The following is a 21,320-nucleotide window of genomic DNA, read 5'->3' as shown; positions in this document are numbered from 1 at the left end:
CGCGCCACGGGAAACAAGAGATGGCAAGCGGACGCGAAATCAAAACCAAGATCAAGAGCGTGCAGAACACCCGCAAGGTGACGCGCGCCCTGGAAATGGTCTCGGCCTCCAAGATCCGCAAGGCGCAGGATCGGATGAAGACCTCGCGTCCGTACGCGCAGGCGATGAAGCAGGTGATCGGTCATCTGGCCCAGGCCAGCACCGACTACCAGCATCCGTTCCTGGTCGAGCGCGAGCAGGTCAAGCGGGTCGGTTTCATCGTGATCTCCTCCGATCGCGGCCTGGCCGGCGGCCTGAACAACAACCTGTTCCGCAAGATGCTGGGCGAAGCCAAGGCATGGCAGGACAAGGGTGCCGAAGTGGACCTGGTGACCATCGGCCAGAAGGCTTCGACCTTCTTCCGCCGCGTGAAGGTCAACATGGTCGGCAGCGTGACCCACATCGGCGACGTGCCGAAGCTGGAATCGCTGATCGGTGTGATCAAGGTCATGCTCGACGCCTTCACCGAAGGCAGGATCGACCGCGTGTACCTGGTCTACAACCGCTTCGTGAACACCATGGTGCAGAAGGCCAGCTTCGATCAGCTGCTGCCGCTGCCGCCGGCTGAGAAGCAGGTCGCTCACCACGACTGGGACTACCTGTACGAACCCGATGCCGCGACCGTGCTCGAGCACGTGATGACGCGTTACATCGAGTCGCTGGTGTACCAGGCACTGCTGGAAAACGTCGCCTCCGAGCATGCGGCACGCATGGTTGCGATGAAGGCGGCGAGCGACAACGCCAACAAGCTGATCGGCACCCTGCAGCTCGTCTACAACAAGGCGCGCCAGGCAGCGATCACCCAGGAAATCTCCGAAATCGTCGGCGGCGCGGCAGCAGTCTGACCGCGTTCGTTCAAAGCACACATTAGAGGATGCAGCAATGAGTCAGGGCAAGATCGTTCAGATCATCGGCGCGGTCGTCGACGTCGAATTCCCGCGTGAATCGGTGCCGAAGGTGTACGACGCACTGAAGGTGGAAAACACCGAGATCACCCTCGAAGTCCAGCAGCAGCTGGGCGACGGCGTGGTGCGTACCATCGCCCTCGGTTCCACCGACGGCCTGAAGCGCAACCTGGTTGCCGTCAACACCGGCCGTGGCATCTCGGTGCCGGTCGGCGCCGGCACCCTGGGCCGCATCATGGACGTGCTTGGCCGTCCGATCGACGAAGCCGGCCCGGTCGCTGCCAGCGACAACTGGGAAATCCACCGCGCTGCGCCGTCGTATGAAGACCAGTCCCCGGCCACCGAGCTGCTGGAAACCGGCATCAAGGTCATCGACCTGATGTGCCCGTTCGCCAAGGGCGGCAAGGTCGGCCTGTTCGGCGGCGCCGGCGTCGGCAAGACCGTCAACATGATGGAACTGATCAACAACATCGCCAAGGCGCACAGCGGTCTGTCCGTGTTCGCCGGCGTGGGTGAGCGTACCCGTGAGGGCAACGACTTCTACCACGAAATGAAGGACTCCAACGTCCTGGACAAGGTGGCGATGGTGTACGGCCAGATGAACGAGCCGCCGGGCAACCGTCTGCGCGTCGCCCTGACCGGCCTGACCATGGCCGAGTACTTCCGCGACGAGAAGGACGAAAACGGCAAGGGTAAGGACGTCCTGCTGTTCGTCGACAACATCTACCGTTACACCCTGGCCGGTACCGAAGTGTCGGCACTGCTGGGCCGCATGCCGTCCGCCGTGGGTTACCAGCCGACCCTGGCCGAGGAAATGGGCGTCCTGCAGGAGCGCATCACCTCGACCAAGAACGGTTCGATCACCTCGATCCAGGCCGTCTACGTTCCCGCGGACGACCTGACCGACCCGTCGCCGGCGACCACCTTCGCCCACCTGGACTCGACCGTGACCCTGTCGCGTTCGATCGCCTCGCTGGGTATCTACCCGGCCGTCGACCCGCTGGACTCCACCAGCCGCCAGATGGATCCGCTGGTCATCGGCCACGAGCACTACGACACCGCCCAGCGCGTCCAGCAGACCCTGCAGAAGTACAAGGAACTGAAGGACATCATCGCCATCCTGGGCATGGACGAACTGTCCGAAGAAGACAAGCAGGCCGTGTCGCGCGCCCGCAAGATCGAGCGCTTCTTCAGCCAGCCGTTCCACGTGGCCGAAGTGTTCACCGGTTCGCCGGGCAAGTACGTGCCGCTGAAGGACACCATCCGTGGCTTCAAGGCCATCGTCGATGGCGAGTACGACCACCTGCCGGAGCAGGCGTTCTACATGGTCGGCGGCATCGAAGAAGCGGTCGAGAAGGCCAAGAAGATGGCCGAGAAGGCCTGATCCGGGACGGGCGGGAGCGATCCTGCCTGACCTGACGCCGGCGCCGGGCAACCGCCCGCGCCGGTGGACCCCCACGGCGGCATTGCGCCGCCGCGAACAGCGAAGAGATTTGCATGAGCACGATCCGTTGCGACATCGTCAGCGCCGAGCAGGAAATCTTCCGTGGCGAAGCGACCCTGGTCGTGGCCACCGGTGAGCTGGGCGAACTGGGCATCGCGCCCAAGCACGCGCCGCTGATCACCCGCCTGAAGCCGGGCAAGGTGGTGGTGACCACGCCGAACGGCGAGCAGCTGGATTTCGCCATTTCCGGCGGCATCCTGGAAGTGCAGCCGCAGGTGGTGACCGTGCTGGCCGACACCGCGATCCGCGCGCAGGACATCGACGAAGCCTCGGTCCGCAAGGCCAAGGAAGAAGCCGAGCGCATCCTGGCCAACCGCGGCGAAGCGATGGAAGTGGCTGAAGCCCAGCAGAAGCTGGCCGAAGCCGTCGTCCAGCTGCAGGCGCTGGAGCGCCTGCGCAAGAATCTCAAGCACTGAGGTTCGCGCGTCATCAAGCACAAGCGCCGGCTAGCTGCCGGCGTTTTTGTTTGTTCGCCACAGGAGCAGGGAATGCAGCACCACTCGACAGCGATTGAAGGCGGCAGCTGGCAGCGGCCGTGGCGCACACCGGCAGGCGTGTTCCTGATTGCGTGGATCGTTCTGTGCCTGCCATGGCTCAGTGGCATCAAGACCATTCCCTTTGATGCCGTGCAGCAGTTCTTCCCGGCGGTCAGTTTCAGTGCCGAGCAGTTGCGTCACCTGCAGGCCCCCTGGTGGAATCCGTATCTCTACGGTGGCTACCCGCAGGTGGCCGATCCGCAGATGATGACGCTGCAGCCGACGATGCTGCTGCCGATGCTGCTGGCGCCGGGCTCCCTGCATCTGTTCACGGTGGTGGTGCTGCTGCATGTGCTGGCAGGCGGCCTGGGTGCACTGCGGTTGAGCCGCGTGCAGGGCATGCCGCCGCCGGCGCAGCTGCTGTTCGCGCTCACGCTGATGTTTGGTGGCGTGGCCGCGTCGCGCCTGCAGCACACGCCGATGATCATCAGCTACTGCCTGCTGCCCTGGCTGTGGCTGGGCCTGGAGCAGGTCCGCCGGCGGGGACGGATGCGCGACATCCTGCTGGCCGGTGTGGCCGGCGGGATGTGTGCGCTTCAACTGACCCAGGTCACCTATTTCATCATCCTCGCGTGCGTGATCTACGCCGTGGCTGCTGTCGTGCTGGCACAGGGGCAGCGCATGCGCCTGCTGTGGCAGCTGGGCGTGGTGGCCATTCTCGCCGGTGGTGTCAGTGCGCCGCAGTGGCTGTCCACGCTGGCCTGGCTGGACCAGACCAATCGCAATGGCCTGACGCTGGAAGCCGCGCTGCCGGGTGCCATCCACTGGCAGACACTGGTGACACTGCTGTCGGGCAACGTGTTCTCGCAGGGGCGCGGCGACAGCTGGGCCTTCGGTGATATCAGCGCCGATTACCTCTATGTGGGGGCAGTGCCGCTGGCGCTGTGGCTGCTCTGGGGCGGTGAGGTGCTGCGGCGCAAGCCGGCGGCGACGCGCGTCGCGCTGTGTGCGCTGACGCTGGCGATCATGGTCGCGGTGGGTGGCGCCACGCCGCTGTTCCCCTGGTTGTTCGGCTGGCTTCCGGGGCTGGACCTGTTCCGGCGCCCGTCCGATGCGCTGTTCCTTACCGTGCCTGCGGCGGCGTGGCTGGGTGCCAGTGCCCTGCAGGTTGCCCTGCAGCGGCAGCCATTGCGATTGCATCGGGTGTCCGTGGCGGTCGTCGCAGTGCTGGGCGCGTGCGCTGCGTGGCTGGCGATCGATCATGGTCATCCGCTCGCTTTCGCCTGGCTTGCGGTCAGCGCCGCGCTGGGCGTAGCCGCGGTGTGGGTGCTGCGCCGCCACCAGTCACCTGCGCGCTGGGTGCTGGCGCTGGTGCTGTTGGACCTGCTGCTGTTCAACGTCGGCACCAGGTTCAACGCGGGCAGCGGCACAAAGTCGGTGCTCACCGCCGATCGTGCGGGTCCTGCGCAGCGCGCCTATGCGCTGCTGGCGGCAGAGCGGCATATCGGCATACCCGAGCGCGCGGTGGTCTTCGGCATCGGCGGACTCACCAACGGCGCGGCGGTGCATGCCATTGCGCTGGCAAACGGCTACAACCCGCTGCTGGCAAGCGACTATCTGCAGATGACCGGGATGCCGGGCGAGCCGGTGGATACCTTCCAGCAGAAGGTCCCCACTGCCTGGATGCCAGACACCGCTGCTCCCCTGTACGACCTGCTGGGCGTGCGTTGGCTGCTGGCCCAGGAGCCGTTCCCGGGCTCCAGCGCGCAGGGCGACCAGGTGGAACTTGCGCGGCGTGACAGCGTGCTGCCACGGGTGCTGAATCCGCGGCAGGTGCGCCGCCATGAGGAGCGTCTACCGCCTGCGCCGCTGTTCAACCAGACCGATTTCAACCGGCAGCTATGGCTGCCGGCAGCCGCCAGCAGCCACTGTGCCGAACAGGATGCCGGCGAGGCCACGGTACAGGTGCTGCGCTACCAGCCGGGACGCATCGAGCTGACGGTGGTGGCCGACCATGCAGCATGGGTGGTGATCAACGAAACCACCGGTCGTGGCTGGCAGGCGCAGCTCGAGGATGGCCAGGTACTGCCGCTGCTGCGCGGCAATGGCCTCTTCCATGCGTTGTGCGTGCCGGCCGGGCAGCACCAGGTGCGGTTGCGCTACAGCGCGCTGCAGCTGTGGCGTGAGGGACTGGGAGCGCGCCTGCGCCTGCGCCGTGACGGTGATCGCTGACCGCTGACCGCGATCAGCGGTACACCACGTAGCGCATCAACAGGAACGACACGCACGCCAGCCCGCCTTCCACCAGTGGCTTGGCCAGCCAGGTGTACTGCAGGCCCAGCGCGTGGTCGACCAGGCTCACCAGCAACGTGCTTGCCGCAGTCAGCAGCAGCCACAGCCCGAAGAAGCGTGCAAAGCGCTTCCAGCCCAGCTTGTGGGTGCCGGCCTCGGCAAAGGTGTAGCGGCCGTTGAGCCAGAAGCCCAGCAGCATGCCGGCCAGGCGCCCGGCGACGTTGGCCGGTGCGACCGGCATGCCAAGCGCGGTGGCGACCACGAACACCAGCCAATCGACCAGCAGCTGCACGAGCCCGATCACGAGGTAGGCGCTTCCCTGGCGGACAAGGCTCATCGGCATGGTGAAGGAGGAGGGATGCCCATGTTAACGGCGTACGCTCTAGAATCGTCGGCAACGAACCACGGACTGCCGTTCCCATGACCCAAGCCCTGCACGTCATCATCCTCGCCGCCGGCGCCGGCAAGCGCATGAGGTCGGTGCTGCCGAAGGTGCTGCAGCCGATCGCCGGCCAACCGATGCTGGCGCACGTGATCGATGCGGCCCGCGAACTGCAACCGGCGGCCATCCATGTGGTCTACGGCCATGGCGGTGAGGCGGTGCGGCAACAGTTCGCCGACCAGCCCGACCTGCAGTGGGCTGAACAGGCGCAGCAGCTGGGTACGGGCCACGCGGTGGCGCAGGCGATGCCGCAGGTGCCGGATGCCGTGCAGGTGCTGGTGCTGTACGGCGATGTACCGCTGATCCGCGCGCAGACCCTGCGCGATCTGCTGGCGCAGCCGGGGCGGTTGGCGGTGCTGGTCGCCGAGGTTGATGACCCGACCGGTTACGGCCGCGTGCTGCGCGATGCCGAAGGCAAGGTGGGAGCGATCGTCGAGCAGAAGGACGCGACCGACGACCAGCTGCGCGTGCGCACGATCAACACCGGCATCATCGCCGCGGAGTCGACCGCGCTGCGCCGCTGGCTGTCGCAGCTGTCCAACCGCAATGCGCAGGGCGAGTACTACCTGACCGACGTGTTCGCATTTGCCGCGCATGAGTACACCCCGGCCGAAATGGCGCTGGTGGCCGACGCGCAGGAAGCCGAGGGGGCAAACGATCCCTGGCAGCTGTCGCAGCTGGAGCGTGCCTGGCAGCATCGCGCCGTGCGTGCGCTGTGCGCACAGGGTGCACGCGTGCGCGACCCGGCACGACTCGACATCCGTGGCACCGTCACCGTGGGCAGTGACGTGCTGATCGATGTCGATGTCGTTCTCGAAGGCAACATCGTGCTCGGCGACGGCGTTACCATCGGTCCGTTCAACCGCCTGAAGGACGTTACTCTCGGCCCCGGTACCGAAGTACGCGCGCACTGTGATCTGGAGGGTGTGGTCACCGAAGGCGCGGCGCTGGTCGGTCCGTTCGCGCGCCTCCGCCCAGGTACCGTGCTGGCCGATGGCGTGCACGTCGGCAACTTCGTCGAAACCAAGAAGGTCACCCTCGGCGTCGGCAGCAAGGCCAACCACCTCACCTATCTGGGTGATGCGGTGATCGGCAGCAAGGTGAACATCGGTGCCGGCACCATCACCTGCAACTACGACGGCGTGAACAAGTCGACCACCACCATCGGCGACAACGCGTTCATCGGTTCCAACAGTTCGCTGGTGGCGCCGCTGACGATCGGCGAGGGCGCGACCATCGCTGCCGGTTCGGTCATCACCCGCACCGCCCCGGACGGCAAGCTGACACTGGCCCGCGCACGACAGGAAACCATCGATGGCTGGAAGCGCCCGGTCAAGAAGTCCTGAGCCACGTATTCCGCATGCCGACGAGCTCGGCGTGCTGCCGGCAATTGAACAGCGTGCCGGCGAACTGCTGAAGGATCACGAAGCCCATCCAGTATTTGCCGGCCACGGCCTGGATCTGCCGACGCTGCAGGACGGCCTTCAGCGGGGCCAGCTGTGGGTTGTGGATGGCCCCGGCGGCGACATTGCCGGCTACCTGCTGGGCGGCGAGCTGTGTGGCGAGTTCCATGTCCTGCAGATGGATGTGGACCCCGCGCACGCGCGTCGTGGCCATGGCCGTGCATTGCTGCGGCACGCCTTGGCGCAGGCCAGGGCCACCGGCTTTGCTGCAGCGGTGCTGACCACCTTGAGCGATGTGCCATGGAATGCAGCCTTCTATGCCAGCGAAGGGTTCGACGTAGTGCCTGAGGCTGAGTGGAACGACGGCCTGCGCGCCGTCATGGCCGAAGAGGCTGCGCTCGGGTTTCCGATGCACCTGCGGGTGGCGATGCGGCGGGCCTGGTAGGTGCCGGCCCTGGTCGGCACATCCGCGCATGGCGTGGATCTACCCGATCGGCCCGCTCAACCCACCGGCAACAGGATCGACACGCACAACCCGCCATCGCCGCGGTTCTGCAGCGACACGCGGCCACCGTGCGCTTCCACGATCTCGCGCGTCAGTGCCAACCCCAGGCCGGTGCCGTTGCGCTTGGTCGAATAGAACGGCATCAAGGCGTTCTGCAGCACCTGCTCGTTCATGCCCTTGCCGCGATCCAGTACGTCCAGGCGCAGCCATTGCGGCAGCCGCGTGAGTTGCACCTGTACGTCATCGTTGGGCGGATCGGCCTCGGCGCAGGCTTCATGCGCGTTCTTCAGAAGATTCAGCAATGCCTGCCCGAACTGCGCGATGTCGATGCGGCTGCTGAGGTCCTCGTCCGGCTCGCGTTCCATGGTGAACGGGATCTGCTGGCGCAGGCTGGACAGGAACGGCGCCCAGTGCACGGTCTGCAGTTGCGGCTGCGGCAGCTTTGCGAAGCGTGCATAGCCACGGATGAAGCCTTCCAGGTGGCGTGCGCGGTCCTCGATGGTGGTGAAGATCTCCGGCAACCGGTCGAAGCGTTCGCGCTGCACCAGCACGCCACCGGAGTGGGCCAGCGAGGCGATCGGTGCCAGTGAGTTGTTGAGCTCGTGGCTGATCACCCGGATCACCTTCTTCCACGTCTGCACTTCCTGGCGGCGCAGTTCGGCGGTGAGCAGGCGTACCAGCAGCAGGTCGTGCGGACGGCCGTTGAGCTGGAAGGCGCGGCGCGACAGGTGGTAGACCTGTTCGTCATCCTCGTCGCCGTCCTCGCCCTCGGCATGCACCGCGAACAGGCTGTCGCCGCCACGGGCGATGGCATCGCGCAGCTCCACCGGCACCTGTTCCAGCACCTCTTCCAGACGCTGGCCTTCCAGCTTCCAGCCGCCATGCAGCAGCTTGCGCGCAGCCAGGTTGGAGAACACCACGCGGGCGATGCCATCGCCGCCGGAGGCAATCAGCAGCATGGCCACCGGCGTGTTCTGCACCATGGTGTCCAGCAGCAGTTCGCGCTGCACCAGGCCCTGCCGCTGTTCGCGCAGCACATCGCCCAGCTCGCGGTGCGCCTGCACCAGGTCGCCCAGTTCGTCGTTGCCCGGCCAGTACACGCCGAAGTTGTACTCGCCGTCGCGGTAGCTGCTGGTGGTGCCGGACAGTGCGCGCATCAGCGAGCGCACCGGTGCGGTGGCGCGGCGCAGGGTCCACCACATCAACGCCAGCAGGATCACGGCCGACGCCGTGGTCACCACCCAGCCATGGTTCATCCAGTACGCCAGCAGCCACGGCAGCGCAGCGGCCAGCGCCAGCACCGGCAGCAGGCGCAGGAACAGGCGGAAGGTGAACGAGCGCCGTTTCATTCGCGTGGGATGCCGTGGCGGTCCATGCGCCGGTACAGGGCCTGGCGGCTCAGGCCGAGTTCGGCAGCCGCCTGGGCGATGACGCCGTGGTTGCGTGCCAGCACGTCCTCGATGCGCTCGCGGTCGGGATCGTTGCCAGCGCTCGGTGCGGGGCGTGGCGCCGGTGCGGTGCGCGGCAGGTTCAGGTCGGCCACCTCGATGCGGTTGCCGGTCGCCAGCAGTTCGGCACGCTGGATCACGTTGCGCAGTTCGCGCACGTTGCCCGGCCACGGGTGCCGTTGCAGGGCGGCACTGGCGGCACTGGACAGCGGCTTGCCGGCCGTCAGGAAACGCTCGGCCAGTGGAACGATGTCGCCCGCGCGCTCGGCCAACGGCGGTAGTACCAGTTCCACTGTATTGAGGCGGTAATAGAGATCTTCGCGGAACGTGCCGTCGCGGATCATCGCCGGCAGGTCGGCATTGGTCGCGCTGACCACGCGGACTTTGACCTGGCGTTCGCGATTGGAACCCAGGCGCTCGAAGCGGCCGGTTTCCAGCACGCGCAACAGCTTCATCTGCCCGCCCAGCGACAGGTTGCCGATCTCATCCAGGAACAGCGTGCCTCCGTCGGCGGCTTCGAACTTGCCCTCGCGTGCCTTGTTGGCGCCGGTGTAGGCGCCGGCCTCGGCACCGAACAGTTCGGCCTCGATCAGCTCCGACGGCAACGCGCCGCAGTTGACCGTGATGAACGGGCCCTTGGCCACCAGTGAATTGGCCTGGATGATCTGCGCGATCTTCTCCTTGCCGGCACCATTGGGACCGGTGATCAACACCGGCAGCTCGGAGCGCGCGACCTGGCAGGCCAGGGCGATGACGCGCTCGCTGGCCGGATCGGCGAAGACCGCACCGCACAGGTCGTACTTTTCTTCCAGCGCATTGCGCTGGCGCAGCTCACGGCTGCGGCGGCGGTCCAGTTCGCGCCGCGCCTCGGACAGCTCCAGCAGGTTGTTGACCGTGGTCAGCAGCTTGCGGTCGTCCCAGGGCTTGGCCAGGTAGTCGGCGGCGCCGGCCTTGACCAGGTCCACCGCGCTGCTCAGGTGGGTCCAGGCCGTCAGCAGGATCACCGGCAGGTCCGGGTGGCGTGCGCGGATCTGTGCGAACAGCGCTTCGCCCTCCTCGCCGGAGGTGGTGTCCTCGCTGAAGTTCATGTCCTGGATCACCAGGTCGACCGGCTGCGACTCGAGCAGGGCCAGCCCCTCGGCCGGGCTCTGCGCCTGCAGGGTGTCGATGTCGTGCAGGGAGAACAGCACGTCCAGTGCAGTGCCCACACTGGCGTTGTCGTCGATGATCAGGATCGAAGGCATCAAGCGGTTCTGCAGAAAGGGATGGGCGGCGCCGATGGAGCCGTGTTCGTGTCCATACGCCGGGAGAGCCCGGCGCCACCCATCAAGCATAGCCAAACCCGTAGCCGTCGGGGCGGCGGGCTCAGCGTCGGGGCGGCGGCGGTGGCGGTGCTGGCGGAGGCGGAGCGACCAGCGCCCTGCGCCAGGCAGCGGCGTCCACCGCGACCGTCAGTTCCTGCCTGTCGCGCTGCAGCAGGAGATAGGCCCTGGCGGCGCTTGAACGCCGCAGGGCCTCGGCAAGATGCTCGATCCTGCGTACGGTGGTGTCATCCACCCGCAGGATGCGATCGCCGCTGCGCACGCCGAAGCGGGCTTCCGGGCCGGCGGCTTCCACGCGCACCTGGCCTTCGCTCGAACGCAATGCCAGGCGCGCATCGTCCTGGCGCCACTCCAGTGTCTGCGAGCTGCCACCGCCGGCCAGTGCCGGCAGTGGCAGGAGCATCATCATCAGCATCCAGCGGATACGCATCTCATGCGCCCCGCGTGGCAACCGCAGGCGGTACCGCTGCCGCGCGCCGGGCCGGCCCGAACACCGCGATCTGGCCAAGCACCCACAGCAGCAGTGCGCCCAGCGGCAGGTAGTGCAGCGGCATGCGCGGCAGCTCGTACATGTTCATCAGTGCCAGGTTGATCGCATAGGCGGCCAGCATGCCCAGCACGATGCCCAGCGTGGCCAGCAGGAAGTTCTCGGTCTGGAAGTAGCGCAGGATCTGCCCACGCGTCGCGCCGAGCGCGCGACGGATACCAATCTGCTTGCTGCGCTGCTGCACCCAGAAGCTGGCCAGGCCGATGATGCCCAGTGCGGTGACCACCAGCAGCGAGATGCACACCGTGATCAGCAGCCCGACCATGGCCCTGTCGTTCTTGAAGTAGTCATTGCGCTGCGCCTCATAGGTCAGCTTCTCGCGCACCAGCCGGTTGGGGTCGTTGCGTTCAAGCGCGGCGATCGCGCCCTTGAGTACTTCCTCGCGCCGTTCCGGAGCAGTGCGCAGGACGTACGGGCCCTGGGTGAAATCGGTCCGCACAGGCAGCACCATCGACAGCGTGGTGTTGTTGTTGTAATCGGTGGGCGTGGCCAATGACGCGACAATACCCACCACGTGCAGTGGCTGCTTGCCCATGTAGAACGTCTTGCCCAGTGCGTTCTCGCCGGGGTACAGCCTGTCGGCGAGCGTGCGGCTGATGATCACCGAGGAGGCGGTATTGGTGGAGGCGTTCTTCTGTGCATCCTCGACGTTGCTGTATTCACTGGGCTGGAAGTCGCGGCCGGCGGTCAGCTGCAGTCCAAGCGTGGACAGTCCACCTTCGCCGAACATGTACATGGTGACGAAGGCGGTCGGACGTTCCTGTTCCTGCTTCAGCGAAACGCTGGTATTGGAGGAGTTCGGGCGGAACGGCAGCTGGTTGACCTTCGCGGCGGCGGTGACCCCGGGAACGGCGCGCAGGGCGGACAGGTCCTCCTGGGTGCGGGCCTGGCCATTGGTCTGCTTGCCGATGCCGCTGACCCGGACGAACACCAGCTCGTTCTCGGCCAGGCCGCTGGTCTGGCTGATCCGTTCAACGCGCTGGGTGACCAGGAACAGGGCATTGCAGACGATGGCGCAGGTCAGGGCGACTTCCAGCACGATCAGGGCGGCGGCTGTCTTGTGCCGGCGCAGGGTGCTGAGGATGGGGCGGATATCCATGGGAGGTCCTCGTACTCGTGCTTACTGCGACTTGAGCTGGATGGCCGGGGTAACCTGCATCGCGCGCCAGGCGGGCAAGAAACCAGCGGCGAGGCTGGCGAACAGGGTCAGGCCAATGGCCAGCAGCAGCATGCTGCCGTCCAGGTGGGCCAGGCTCGCGTAGTCCACGGGTTGCTGGCGCACCGCATACAGGCCGAGCAGGGCCAGGCCGATGCCGAGCACGCCGCCGGCAACGCCGATCGCACCGGCTTCAACCAGGCATTGCAGGAAGATCTGCCCACGGCTGGCACCGAGGGCGCGGCGCACGCCGATCTCGCCGCTGCGGCGCAGGAACTTCGCCAGCAGCAGGCCCACCGTGTTGACCAGGCAGACGCCGAGAAAGCCCAATGCCAGCCACATCTGCAGGCGCACGTCGCTAGGCACGGCATTCTTGAACGTCAACCACTCCATCACCGGGCGCAGGCGCACGTTGGTGGGGCGCTCGAAACGGCCCGCTGCGCGCTGCTGGTCCGAGTAGTTGGCCAGGTAGCTGCGGTAGTCCTCGACCTTGGCCGGATCCAGCTCCACCCAGTACTGGATCCAGCTGCAGGGCGCGTTGATCGAGTTGCTGCTGCCATCCGGATTCTCGCCGAAGCAGTTCATGTTGCCGTTGCTGCCGAACTCCAGGTCCATCGCAGTGGAAAACGGCACCAGCAGGTCTTCATCCTTGCCGTAGTTGCCGGTGGTCAGATCGAAGAAGTGGGGTTCGGGATTCCACTTCTTCATCACGCCGATCACCCGCAGTGAATGGCCACTCAGGCGGATCTCGCGACCGGTGCTGTCGGCACCCTGGAACAGCTTGTCGTTGATCGCTTTCGACAGCACCACCACCCGGCTGCGATTGTCATCATCGCTGCTGTTCCAGGCACGCCCGTACTGCATCGGCACGTCGAACATCGGGAAGAAATCGGCCGACGTCCAGCGCGTATCCACCGAGAACGGCTTGAGCGTGCTGAGCTCCGGTTCCACCGTGCCGCCGCCCGCGCTCATCATCGCCTGGCGGATGCCGCGCTTCTCGCGCAGCAGGGTCTCGGCGTCGCGCCGTGTCATCTGTTCCTCAGGCTCCTCACCCGGGGTATAGCCGCCGCGCGGGCGCGGATCGACCTGCACGTAGAACAGCTGGTCGCTCTTGCCGGGAATCGGGTCGCCGGACAGCACGTGGAACACCGTCAGCGTGGTCATCGAGGCACCGATGCCGAGCGCGATGGCGACCACCATCAGTGCGGTCAGGATCTTGTTGCGGCGGAAGCTGCGTACCGCCAATCGGGTGTAGTAGGCGAACATGGGAGTGCCCTCACTCGTTGACGGCAACGATGTGGCGCGGCGGGGTAGCCAGCACCGGTTCGCGCACCAGGTCGGTCACCTGGCCATCGACGATGTGCACGTTGCGCTGCGCGCGTGCGGCCAGTTCCGGGTCGTGGGTGACCATCACGATGGTGGTGCCGGCGGCATTGATCTCCTCCAGCAGTTCCATCACGCCGCGGGCCATCTGCGTATCCAGGTTGCCGGTCGGTTCGTCGGCCAGCAGCAGGCGCGGGCTGCCGGCCAGCGCACGCGCGATCGCCGCACGCTGCTGCTGGCCGCCGGACAGTTCGTTCGGGTAGTGCTTCATGCGTGAGCCCAGGCCGACCTGGGTGAGCGCCTTCTCGATGCGTTCGCGGCGCTCGTTGGCACTCATCTTCCGGTAGCGCAGCGGCACGTCGACGTTGTCGAACAGGTTCAGGTCGGGAATCAGGTTGAAGCCCTGGAAGATGAAGCCGATCTTCTGGTTGCGCAGGCGGCTGCGGGCGTCATCGCCCAGCGTGCTCACGTCCTGGCCGTCAAGCAGGTAGGTGCCGCTGGTGAAGGTTTCCAGCAGGCCGGCGATGTTGAGGAAGGTGGTCTTGCCGGAGCCGGACGGGCCGGTGACCGCGACGAACTCGCCTTCCTTGACCTGCAGTTCCAGCGAGCGCAACGCGTGGGTTTCCACCTGTTCGGTGCGGAAGACCTTGGCGACCGAACGCATTTCGAGCATGTACATGGGGTGTCCTCTCTCCAGGATTCAGGTATCAGGTATCAGTTGACGGAGACGCGTTCGGCGTCCTTGAACAGGTCGCTGCCGGAGACCACGATGCGGTCGCCCGGCTGCACACCCGACTTGATTTCCACTTCGCCCAGGCTGCTGACGCCCAGTTCCACCGGACGCCGCACCGCGGTGCGGCCATCCATCACGTAGGCCACGCCATTGCCCTGTTCGACGAACGGGCCGCGCTCGACCTTCAGCACGTCCTTGCGGGTATCGAGCAGCACGCGCACCGACATCCGCTGGCTCTGGCGCAGGCCTTCCGGCTGCGCGCTGGCGAAGCGCACGCGGGCGTTGACCTCGCCGTTGACCACTTCCGGCGACACCGCGCTGATCTCGCCCGGGAACGGCTTGCCATTGCCGCCGGTCAGCTGCGCCGGCATGCCGATCGCCAGGTCGCGGGCGAAGCTCTCCGGCACCTTGATCTCGACCTCGAACTTGGACAGGTCGACCACGCCCAGCACCGGCGCGTTGGCAGCCAGGTTGGTGGACTGGACCGCCTGCACCTGGCCGACCTGGCCGTCAAACGGTGCGCGCAGGGTCAGTGCGTCGACCTGGCGCTGCACTTCGGCCACCACGGCCTTCTGGCGGTCGGCCAGCAGGCGCTTGTTGCGGGCATCCAGGTCGGCGCCCTGGCTCTGCAGGCGCGCATCGGTGGTGGCGTTGGCCAGGGTGATGTCGGCCTTCTTCAGCGAGTCCTTGGCCTTGGCCAGGTCGATCTGTGGCACCGCACCGCCGTCGTAGCCGCGCTGGAAGCGCTGCAGGTCGCGGTCAGCGGCCTGGCGCTCGATGGTGGCCTGGTCGGTTTCCTTGCGCGACTTGGCGCGGGCCAGGGTGGCGTCCAGCGCGGCACGGCTGGCCTCGGCTTCCAGGCCGGCCAGGGTGGCCTGTTCCTGGGCCAGCTTGCTGCGCAGTTCCGGGCTGTCGATGACCGCCAGTTCCTGGCCCTTCTTCACCACGTCACCGGCGACCACTTTCAGGTCCACGGTGCCGGCCGAGATGGCGTACAGGATCGGGCTGTTGGCGGCGATCACCCGACCGTCGGCGGCGATGTCGCGGACCAGGTCCCCGCGCTTCACTTCGGCGATGCGCACCCGGCTGCTGTCGAAGGAGCGGCTGGCATTGGACCAGGCATGCACGGCCCAGCCGATGCCGGCCAGCAGCACGATGGCGCCCAGCGCCGGCCAGCGGTAGCGCTGCCAGTTGACGCGGGTGGCGCCGGCGGGGGCGGAGGAAACGATCTGGTCCTGTGCGGAAGTGTCGCGGATCATCGGGTGCGTGCCTGACGGTGGTAGCCAGTACCAAGCACGTAGCGTGCCAACTTTATTTCCTTTCAGTTCAACAGGTTGGGCGGGCCGCTGGAGTGTCCGGGTGTCCGCGGACACCTTTCCGGACACTTTCATTAAGCGGACAGGAGGGGGAAGCCGGACACGCGGGCTAGAATGCGCCGATCGTCTTCAAGGAAACGCGTGACATGTGTGGAATCGTGGGTGCAATCGCCGATCGCGACGTGGTGCCGGTGCTGATCGAAGGCCTGAAGCGGCTTGAGTACCGTGGTTACGACTCCTCGGGCATCGCGGTGATCGATCACGCCGAGCGCCCCGAAGTACGTCGTGTCCGCCGCACCGGTCGCGTGTCGGAAATGGCCACGGCGGCCGAGGCCGAAGGGTTCAATGCGGTGCTGGGTATCGGCCACACCCGCTGGGCCACCCACGGCGGCGTCACCGAGGCCAACGCGCATCCGCACATCAGCCACGGCGTGGCGCTGGTGCACAACGGCATCATCGAGAACCACGAAGAGCAGCGCGAGAAGCTGCGCGCGCTGGGCTACACCTTCGAGTCGCAGACCGACACCGAAGTCATCGCGCACCTGATCCATCATCACCTGAAGGGCGGCGATGACCTGCTGGTGGCGCTGCAGCACACGGTGAAGGAGCTGACCGGCGCCTACGCGCTGGCCGTGGTCAGCCGCGCCGAGCCGGAGCGCTTCGTCTGCGCGCGCATGGGCTGCCCGCTGCTGGTGGGCCTGGGCGAGGGCGAGAACTTCGTCGCCTCCGACGTCTCGGCGGTGATCTCGGCCACCCGCAAGGTGATCTTCCTGGAAGAGGGCGACACCGCCGAGATCCGTCGCGATGGCGTGCGCATCTTCGATGAGCATGACCGGCCGGTCGAGCGCGATGTGCACCTGTCCGACGTGTCGCTGGCATCGCTGGAGCTTGGCCCGTACCGCCACTTCATGCAGAAGGAAATCCACGAGCAGCCGCGTGCGCTGGGCGACACCATCGAGGCGGCGATCGACGCCGGTGGTTTCCCGGCCGAGCTGTTCGGCAAGAACGCCGAAGCGGTGCTGTCGGGCATCGAGGGCGTGCAGATCATTGCCTGCGGCACCAGCTACTACGCCGGCCTGACCGCGCGCTACTGGATCGAAGCCATCGCCGGCCTGCCGTGCAGCGTGGAGATTGCCAGCGAGTACCGCTACCGCGCCGCGTATGCCAACCCGAAGCACCTGATCGTCACCATCTCCCAGTCCGGCGAAACGCTGGATACGATGGAGGCGCTGAAGTACGCCAAGGCGCTTGGCCACAAGCACACGCTGTCGATCTGCAACGTGCCGGAAAGCGCGATTCCGCGCGCCAGCGAGCTGGTCTGCTACACCCGCGCGGGCGCGGAGATCGGCGTAGCTTCGACCAAGGCCTTCACCACCCAGCTGGCCGCGCTGTTCCAGTTGACCGTGGTGCTGGGCAAGCTGCATGGCCGCATCGACGCGGCGCAGGAAGCGGATTACCTGGAACAGCTGCGCTTCCTGCCGGGCAGCGTGCAGCACGCGCTGAACCTGGAACCGCAGATCGCGGCGTGGGCCGAACGCTTCGCGCGCAAGTCCAATGCGCTGTTCCTGGGCCGTGGCCTGCATTACCCGATCGCGCTGGAAGGCTCGCTCAAGCTCAAGGAGATTTCCTACATCCACGCCGAGGCCTACCCGGCGGGCGAGCTGAAGCATGGCCCGCTGGCGCTGGTGGACGAGGACATGCCGGTGGTGGTGATCGCCCCCAATGACAGCCTGCTGGAGAAGGTGAAGTCGAACATGCAGGAAGTGCGCGCCCGTGGTGGCGAGCTGTTCGTGTTCGCCGACCAGGACAGCAACTTCAATGAGTCCGAAGGCGTGCACGTGATCCGCACGCCGCGCCATGCCGGCGTGCTCAGCCCGATCGTGCACACCATTCCGGTGCAGCTGCTGGCCTACCACACCGCGCTGGCACGCGGCACCGACGTGGACAAGCCGCGCAACCTGGCCAAGAGCGTGACGGTGGAGTAACACTCCCGGATCCGTCGAATGCTGCATGCGAAAAGGGGCCCGCGTGGCCCCTTTCGTTTGCGTGGTCGGCCATGCCAAGTGGGACAGCCACCGGGTGTTCTGTCCGCCGTCGGCAGCAGGCAATCATTCTTTAATGCGCGGCATCGGCTGTATTCAGCGGCGGTTTCAGCCGCGGTGCCATTCTCTGGATCGTCGGTTGGTTCCCACGACGAACTGTCCTATCGATGCCGGTAGTGACCGATGGTCGCAGTCGTAGAATCGATTTGACCGAGGTCCGGGTTGAGCGGTTGAGCCCACCTCGTTCGCGTTGCAGCACATCGCCTGCCGATCCATTCCACGCGGCGGGCGGGTGCGCCAGACGTGCGCTGAAAGGTCTGTTCCCGGGGAGGGGGCGTATCGGAAGAGCACACTTTTTTGACTTCAGTGACCTGCACCAGGAAACAAGAATGAACGTCCGCGAACTTCTGCAATCCAAGAAAGAAGCTGTCATCACCATCGACGCCGAGGACACCATCGGTGCCGCCGCCCACAAGATGAGCGCGAACAGGATCGCTGCGCTGGTGGTGATGAAGGACGATGCCCCGGTCGGCATCATTTCCGAGAAGGACATCGTGCGTACCCTGGCCGACGACGGCCCGCAGGCCGGCCGCCGGGTGATCTCCAGCCTGCCGTCCACCGGCCTGGAAGGCATTGCGCCGGACGCGACGCTGAAGCAGGCCATGTCGTTGATGACGTACTCGCGGCGCCGTCATCTGATGGTGACCGACGGCAACCAGCTGGTCGGCATCCTCAGCCTGGGCGATATCGTGAAGAACCTGCTGGGCGAGCTGGAACTGGAAAAGGCCGTGCTTCAGGACATCTACATGGCCGCCCACTGAGGGCTGCAGCGCTGGAAGCAGGGAAGCCGGGCATTGCCCGGCTTCTTCGTTCACGGCTTCGGTGATATCAGAACGTGACCTTCACCGAGTCGGCGCTGTAGTTCGCAGGACCGTGATAGACCACTTCGATGTTGTTGCCGTCCGGGTCGAGCACGAAGGCGCCGTAGTAGCCCGGGTGGTAGGGGCGTTCGCCCGGCGCGCCGTTATCGGTGCCGCCGGCGGCGATCGCGGCGGTATGGAAGGCATCGACGGTGGCGCTGTCGCGGGCCTGGAAGGCCAGATGGTGCCGGCCGGTCAGCTGGCCGGCGGCGGCCTCGCTGCTGGCGCTGGAAATGAACAGCTCATCGGCCCAGAAGTAATCATCGCCTTCGCCGGCGATCGGGATGCCGATGGTGTCGAACACCGCCTGGTAGAAGCGGCGGCTGGCCGCCAGGTCACGCACCACCAGCTGGATGTGGTCGATCAGGCGGCCGCGGTGCAGTTCCATCGTTTCCATACGAACCTCGCAAAAAAGGGGACGGAGGGGATTAAGTCGCTTCCGGCCAATAGTGCCAGAAACGACTTAATCCCCTCCGTCCCCTTTTTGTCAGTTGGCGATGATTTCGACCCAGTAGCCGTCCGGGTCCTTGATGAAGGCCAGATTCTTCATGCGGCCGTCGGTCAGGCGCTTCTGGAAGGTCACGCCGAGGTCCTCGAAGCGCTGGCAGGCGGCCTCGATGTCCGGCACCGACACGCAGATGTGGCCGAAGCCGCGCGGGTCGCTGTTGCCGTCGTGGTAGACCGCGCCCTGCTGGGTCTCGGTGCCGTGGTTGTGGGTCAGTTCCAGCACGCCCGGCAGGCCGGCCATCCACAGGCGGCGCTGGCTGTCGTCTTCCGGCACCACTGCGCCGGCCGGCACGTAGGCCAGGAAGTACAGGCTGAACTGGGCGTCCGGGAAGTCGCGCTTGTCGATCAGCTGGTAACCCAGTACGCGGGTGTAGAAGTCCAGCGAGGCGGTGATGTCCTTCACCCGCAGCATGGTGTGGTTGAACACGAAGCCGCTGGTTTCGGCCGGGGCCTGGGCGGCGACGCCGGGGACATCGCGCAGGGCGGGAATGGTCATGGGGGAGGTCCTTCAGACGGGGCCGTTGCCGGCCGGATGGCCGCCATTCTACCGGCCCGCACCTGACGGCACCGCGACGTACAATGGCCGGATCGCACCGTTCCGTCCTGATAACGATTGCCCGCCATGTCGCAGCGTGAATGGGTGGCCGCCGCCATCCGCAAGATCGAAGCCGATTTCAACCGTTCCGCCGATACCCATCTGATCCCGCTGGCGCTGCCCGGGTTCGAGGGCATCGACCTGTACCTGAAGGACGAGTCGAGCCATCCCACCGGCAGCCTCAAGCACCGGCTGGCGCGCTCGCTGTTCCTGTACGCGCTGGCCAACGGTTGGTTGCGCGAGGGCCGGCCGGTGATCGAGGCCTCCAGTGGCTCGACCGCCGTGTCCGAAGCCTATTTCGCGCGCCTGCTGGGCCTGCCGTTCATTGCGGTGATCCCGGCCACCACCTCGCCGGAAAAGATCGCGGCGATCGAGTTCCATGGGGGCCGCTGCCACCTGGTCGAGCGCGCCTGCGACCTCAACTGTGATTCGGAAAAGCTGGCCCGCGAAACCGGCGGCCACTTCATGGACCAGTTCACCTATGCCGAGCGGGCGACCGACTGGCGTGCCAACAACAACATCGCCGAATCCATCTTCAAGCAGATGGCCGAAGAGCCCAGCCCGGTTCCGGAATGGATCGTGTGCAGCCCGGGTACCGGCGGTACCGCCGCCACGCTGGGCCGTTATGTCAGCTACCGCCGGCATGACACCCGCATCCTGTGCGCGGACCCGGAAGTGTCGGTGTTCTTCGACGGCTACAAGGCTGCCGTGGCCGGTGAACAGGACTGGCGTGGACTGACCTGCAGCGGTGGCTCGCGCGTGGAAGGCATCGGCCGGCCACGGGTGGAGCCGAGTTTCATCCCGACCAGTGTCGATGCGATGGTGAAGGTGCCCGATGCGCTGAGCCTGGCCGCGATGCGCCATGTCAGCCGCCAGCTCGGCCGCCGTGTCGGTGGCTCCACCGGCACCAACTTCATCGGCGTGCTGCAGGCCGCGCAATGGATGCGTGAGGCGGGCCACCAGGGCAGCATCGTCAGCATCCTGTGCGACAGTGGCGAGCGCTATGCGCAGAGCTATTACGACCCGGCGTGGTATGGGCGACAGGGGATCGATGTCGACGGCGCCGATGCGCAGCTGGCGGCGGCGGTGGCCGGGCAGGGGTTGCCCGAACTGCCGTGGTGCAGCCTGGAAGCGTTGTAACGCGGCAACGCACGGCCGGCCGTGCATCGGCTGGGTAGCGTCTACTGTTGGTCGACCGCTCCACGTTCAGGTCGCCAGAATCCCGCGCTGCGCGCGAAAGTCGACCCACAGTCGACTCCACCCGGTCGCCGGGGCGTCTCAATACCCCGCTGCGGTGAACGCATCCAGCACCGCATCGCGCAGCGCATCAGGCAACGCCTCGATGTCCATCGCGCGGTCATCCAGGTGCAGGCTGGGGTCCAGGATGCTGGCGCGTCCCTGGGCCAATGCCTGCAGCCACAGCAGCACGCAGAGCACGAACTTGCGCTCGTGGCCCAGCTGCAACTGGCTGGCGCCGCGCTCGATCACCTCGAACGGGTACCACTCCTGGGCATCGTTGAACGTGCCGCCCTGCTGCAATACCGCCTGCAGCTGCTCCAAATGGCGGGGGGCGTCGTCGCCGGCATCGCACAGCGCGGCGATCCAGGCCAGTTCTGCCGGGCTGGCGGACAGCGCCAGCGAGCGCGCCGGTGAGATGGATGCCACTGCAGCCAGACCTTCCATGTAGGGCCTCGTTCGGTAAGTACCGCTGCGGACTCCCCCGCAGCCAGAGCTTCGGTGCGCGGCCGTCAGGCCGACGTGAACGCCGGCGCATGCCCCCTTGTCAGCCGCGCCTGTCAGCGCCATATCTGGGAAGCTGCCCGCCCGCCGGGCCCGTTCCCTGGA

At 66.4% G+C, this 21,320-nt stretch carries 20 protein-coding genes; 9 read left to right on the top strand and 11 right to left on the bottom strand.

Features of this window, described 5'->3' with window-relative positions:
* Positions 1 to 20: 20 nt before the first annotated feature.
* From atpG to AC5P7A_RS08640, 4 genes are all read left to right on the top strand, one after another.
* Complete coding sequence (gene atpG / locus AC5P7A_RS08655) at positions 21 to 884, top strand: F0F1 ATP synthase subunit gamma (RefSeq protein WP_014648494.1); 864 nt, start codon at positions 21 to 23, stop codon at positions 882 to 884.
* A 37-nt stretch (positions 885 to 921) separates the two neighbouring features.
* Positions 922 to 2,328 carry a F0F1 ATP synthase subunit beta gene (atpD, locus tag AC5P7A_RS08650; RefSeq protein WP_005419510.1) on the top strand — a complete coding sequence of 469 codons (1,407 nt, stop codon included), beginning with the start codon at positions 922 to 924 and terminating at the stop codon, positions 2,326 to 2,328.
* A 113-nt stretch (positions 2,329 to 2,441) separates the two neighbouring features.
* Entirely contained in the window at positions 2,442 to 2,864 is a 423-nt protein-coding gene (locus tag AC5P7A_RS08645) for a F0F1 ATP synthase subunit epsilon (protein WP_005419509.1), read from the top strand.
* A gap of 72 nt (positions 2,865 to 2,936) precedes the next feature.
* Positions 2,937 to 5,156 (top strand): putative glycosyltransferase family protein, encoded by a 2,220-nt coding sequence (locus AC5P7A_RS08640; RefSeq protein WP_329768525.1) that lies wholly within the window; start codon positions 2,937 to 2,939, stop codon positions 5,154 to 5,156.
* 13 nt (positions 5,157 to 5,169) lie between these two features.
* Here the strand turns inward: AC5P7A_RS08640 and AC5P7A_RS08635 are convergent, their stop codons facing one another.
* Positions 5,170 to 5,553, bottom strand: coding sequence for a GtrA family protein (locus tag AC5P7A_RS08635; protein WP_041863846.1), 384 nt, complete (start codon positions 5,551 to 5,553; stop codon positions 5,170 to 5,172).
* Positions 5,554 to 5,636: 83 nt separating this feature from the next.
* On the opposite strand from AC5P7A_RS08635, the gene glmU reads away from it, so the two are divergent.
* The gene (gene glmU / locus AC5P7A_RS08630) at positions 5,637 to 7,004 is read left to right on the top strand and encodes a bifunctional UDP-N-acetylglucosamine diphosphorylase/glucosamine-1-phosphate N-acetyltransferase GlmU (RefSeq protein WP_014648491.1); all 1,368 of its coding nucleotides are present in this window, start codon (positions 5,637 to 5,639) and stop codon (positions 7,002 to 7,004) included.
* Complete coding sequence (locus AC5P7A_RS08625; protein ID WP_049440005.1) at positions 6,973 to 7,506, top strand: GNAT family N-acetyltransferase; 534 nt, start codon at positions 6,973 to 6,975, stop codon at positions 7,504 to 7,506. The genes glmU and AC5P7A_RS08625 overlap by 32 nt, the downstream gene beginning before the upstream one ends.
* Positions 7,507 to 7,562: 56 nt before the next feature.
* Here the strand turns inward: AC5P7A_RS08625 and AC5P7A_RS08620 are convergent, their stop codons facing one another.
* The 7 genes from AC5P7A_RS08620 to AC5P7A_RS08590 all read right to left on the bottom strand — a co-directional run bounded on the left by AC5P7A_RS08620 (position 7,563) and on the right by AC5P7A_RS08590 (position 15,354).
* Positions 7,563 to 8,915, bottom strand: a complete 1,353-nt coding sequence (locus AC5P7A_RS08620) for a sensor histidine kinase (RefSeq protein ID WP_014648489.1) — start codon at positions 8,913 to 8,915, stop codon at positions 7,563 to 7,565.
* The gene (locus tag AC5P7A_RS08615; protein ID WP_014648488.1) at positions 8,912 to 10,258 is read right to left on the bottom strand and encodes a sigma-54-dependent transcriptional regulator; all 1,347 of its coding nucleotides are present in this window, start codon (positions 10,256 to 10,258) and stop codon (positions 8,912 to 8,914) included. Before AC5P7A_RS08615 ends, AC5P7A_RS08620 begins: the two co-directional genes overlap by 4 nt.
* A gap of 121 nt (positions 10,259 to 10,379) precedes the next feature.
* Complete coding sequence (locus AC5P7A_RS08610; RefSeq protein WP_014648487.1) at positions 10,380 to 10,751, bottom strand: PDZ domain-containing protein; 372 nt, start codon at positions 10,749 to 10,751, stop codon at positions 10,380 to 10,382.
* Between the two features lie 16 nt (positions 10,752 to 10,767).
* Complete coding sequence (locus AC5P7A_RS08605) at positions 10,768 to 11,982, bottom strand: ABC transporter permease (protein ID WP_014648486.1); 1,215 nt, start codon at positions 11,980 to 11,982, stop codon at positions 10,768 to 10,770.
* 21 nt (positions 11,983 to 12,003) lie between these two features.
* Entirely contained in the window at positions 12,004 to 13,305 is a 1,302-nt protein-coding gene (locus AC5P7A_RS08600; protein WP_014648485.1) for an ABC transporter permease, read from the bottom strand.
* Positions 13,306 to 13,315: 10 nt separating this feature from the next.
* Positions 13,316 to 14,041, bottom strand: a complete 726-nt coding sequence (locus tag AC5P7A_RS08595) for an ABC transporter ATP-binding protein (protein WP_014648484.1) — start codon at positions 14,039 to 14,041, stop codon at positions 13,316 to 13,318.
* Positions 14,042 to 14,076: 35 nt separating this feature from the next.
* Positions 14,077 to 15,354, bottom strand: a complete 1,278-nt coding sequence (locus AC5P7A_RS08590; RefSeq protein WP_032961233.1) for an efflux RND transporter periplasmic adaptor subunit — start codon at positions 15,352 to 15,354, stop codon at positions 14,077 to 14,079.
* 203 nt (positions 15,355 to 15,557) lie between these two features.
* Here AC5P7A_RS08590 and glmS point away from each other — a divergent pair, with 203 nt between their 5' ends.
* Both glmS and AC5P7A_RS08580 read left to right on the top strand, forming a co-directional pair.
* Positions 15,558 to 17,396 carry a glutamine--fructose-6-phosphate transaminase (isomerizing) gene (glmS, locus tag AC5P7A_RS08585; RefSeq protein ID WP_014648482.1) on the top strand — a complete coding sequence of 613 codons (1,839 nt, stop codon included), beginning with the start codon at positions 15,558 to 15,560 and terminating at the stop codon, positions 17,394 to 17,396.
* A gap of 446 nt (positions 17,397 to 17,842) precedes the next feature.
* Positions 17,843 to 18,274, top strand: a complete 432-nt coding sequence (locus tag AC5P7A_RS08580) for a CBS domain-containing protein (RefSeq protein ID WP_014648481.1) — start codon at positions 17,843 to 17,845, stop codon at positions 18,272 to 18,274.
* A 67-nt stretch (positions 18,275 to 18,341) separates the two neighbouring features.
* Here the strand turns inward: AC5P7A_RS08580 and AC5P7A_RS08575 are convergent, their stop codons facing one another.
* Both AC5P7A_RS08575 and gloA read right to left on the bottom strand, forming a co-directional pair.
* A complete protein-coding gene (locus tag AC5P7A_RS08575; protein WP_049404183.1) occupies positions 18,342 to 18,770 on the bottom strand; it encodes a VOC family protein in 429 nt (142 codons plus the stop codon).
* A 90-nt stretch (positions 18,771 to 18,860) separates the two neighbouring features.
* Complete coding sequence (gloA, locus tag AC5P7A_RS08570) at positions 18,861 to 19,376, bottom strand: lactoylglutathione lyase (RefSeq protein WP_111206406.1); 516 nt, start codon at positions 19,374 to 19,376, stop codon at positions 18,861 to 18,863.
* Between the two features lie 126 nt (positions 19,377 to 19,502).
* Here gloA and AC5P7A_RS08565 point away from each other — a divergent pair, with 126 nt between their 5' ends.
* On the top strand, positions 19,503 to 20,615 hold the full coding sequence (locus AC5P7A_RS08565; protein ID WP_014038552.1) for a PLP-dependent cysteine synthase family protein: 1,113 nt from the start codon (positions 19,503 to 19,505) through the stop codon (positions 20,613 to 20,615).
* 138 nt (positions 20,616 to 20,753) lie between these two features.
* Here AC5P7A_RS08565 and AC5P7A_RS08560 read toward each other — a convergent pair whose 3' ends face one another.
* Positions 20,754 to 21,158, bottom strand: coding sequence for a hypothetical protein (locus AC5P7A_RS08560; RefSeq protein ID WP_495220041.1), 405 nt, complete (start codon positions 21,156 to 21,158; stop codon positions 20,754 to 20,756).
* Between the last annotated feature and the right edge of the window lie 162 nt (positions 21,159 to 21,320).

It is taken from the genome of Stenotrophomonas sp. YJH_SMC_65, from assembly GCF_059369475.1.
This window is presented reverse-complemented; position numbering and strand designations above follow the sequence as displayed.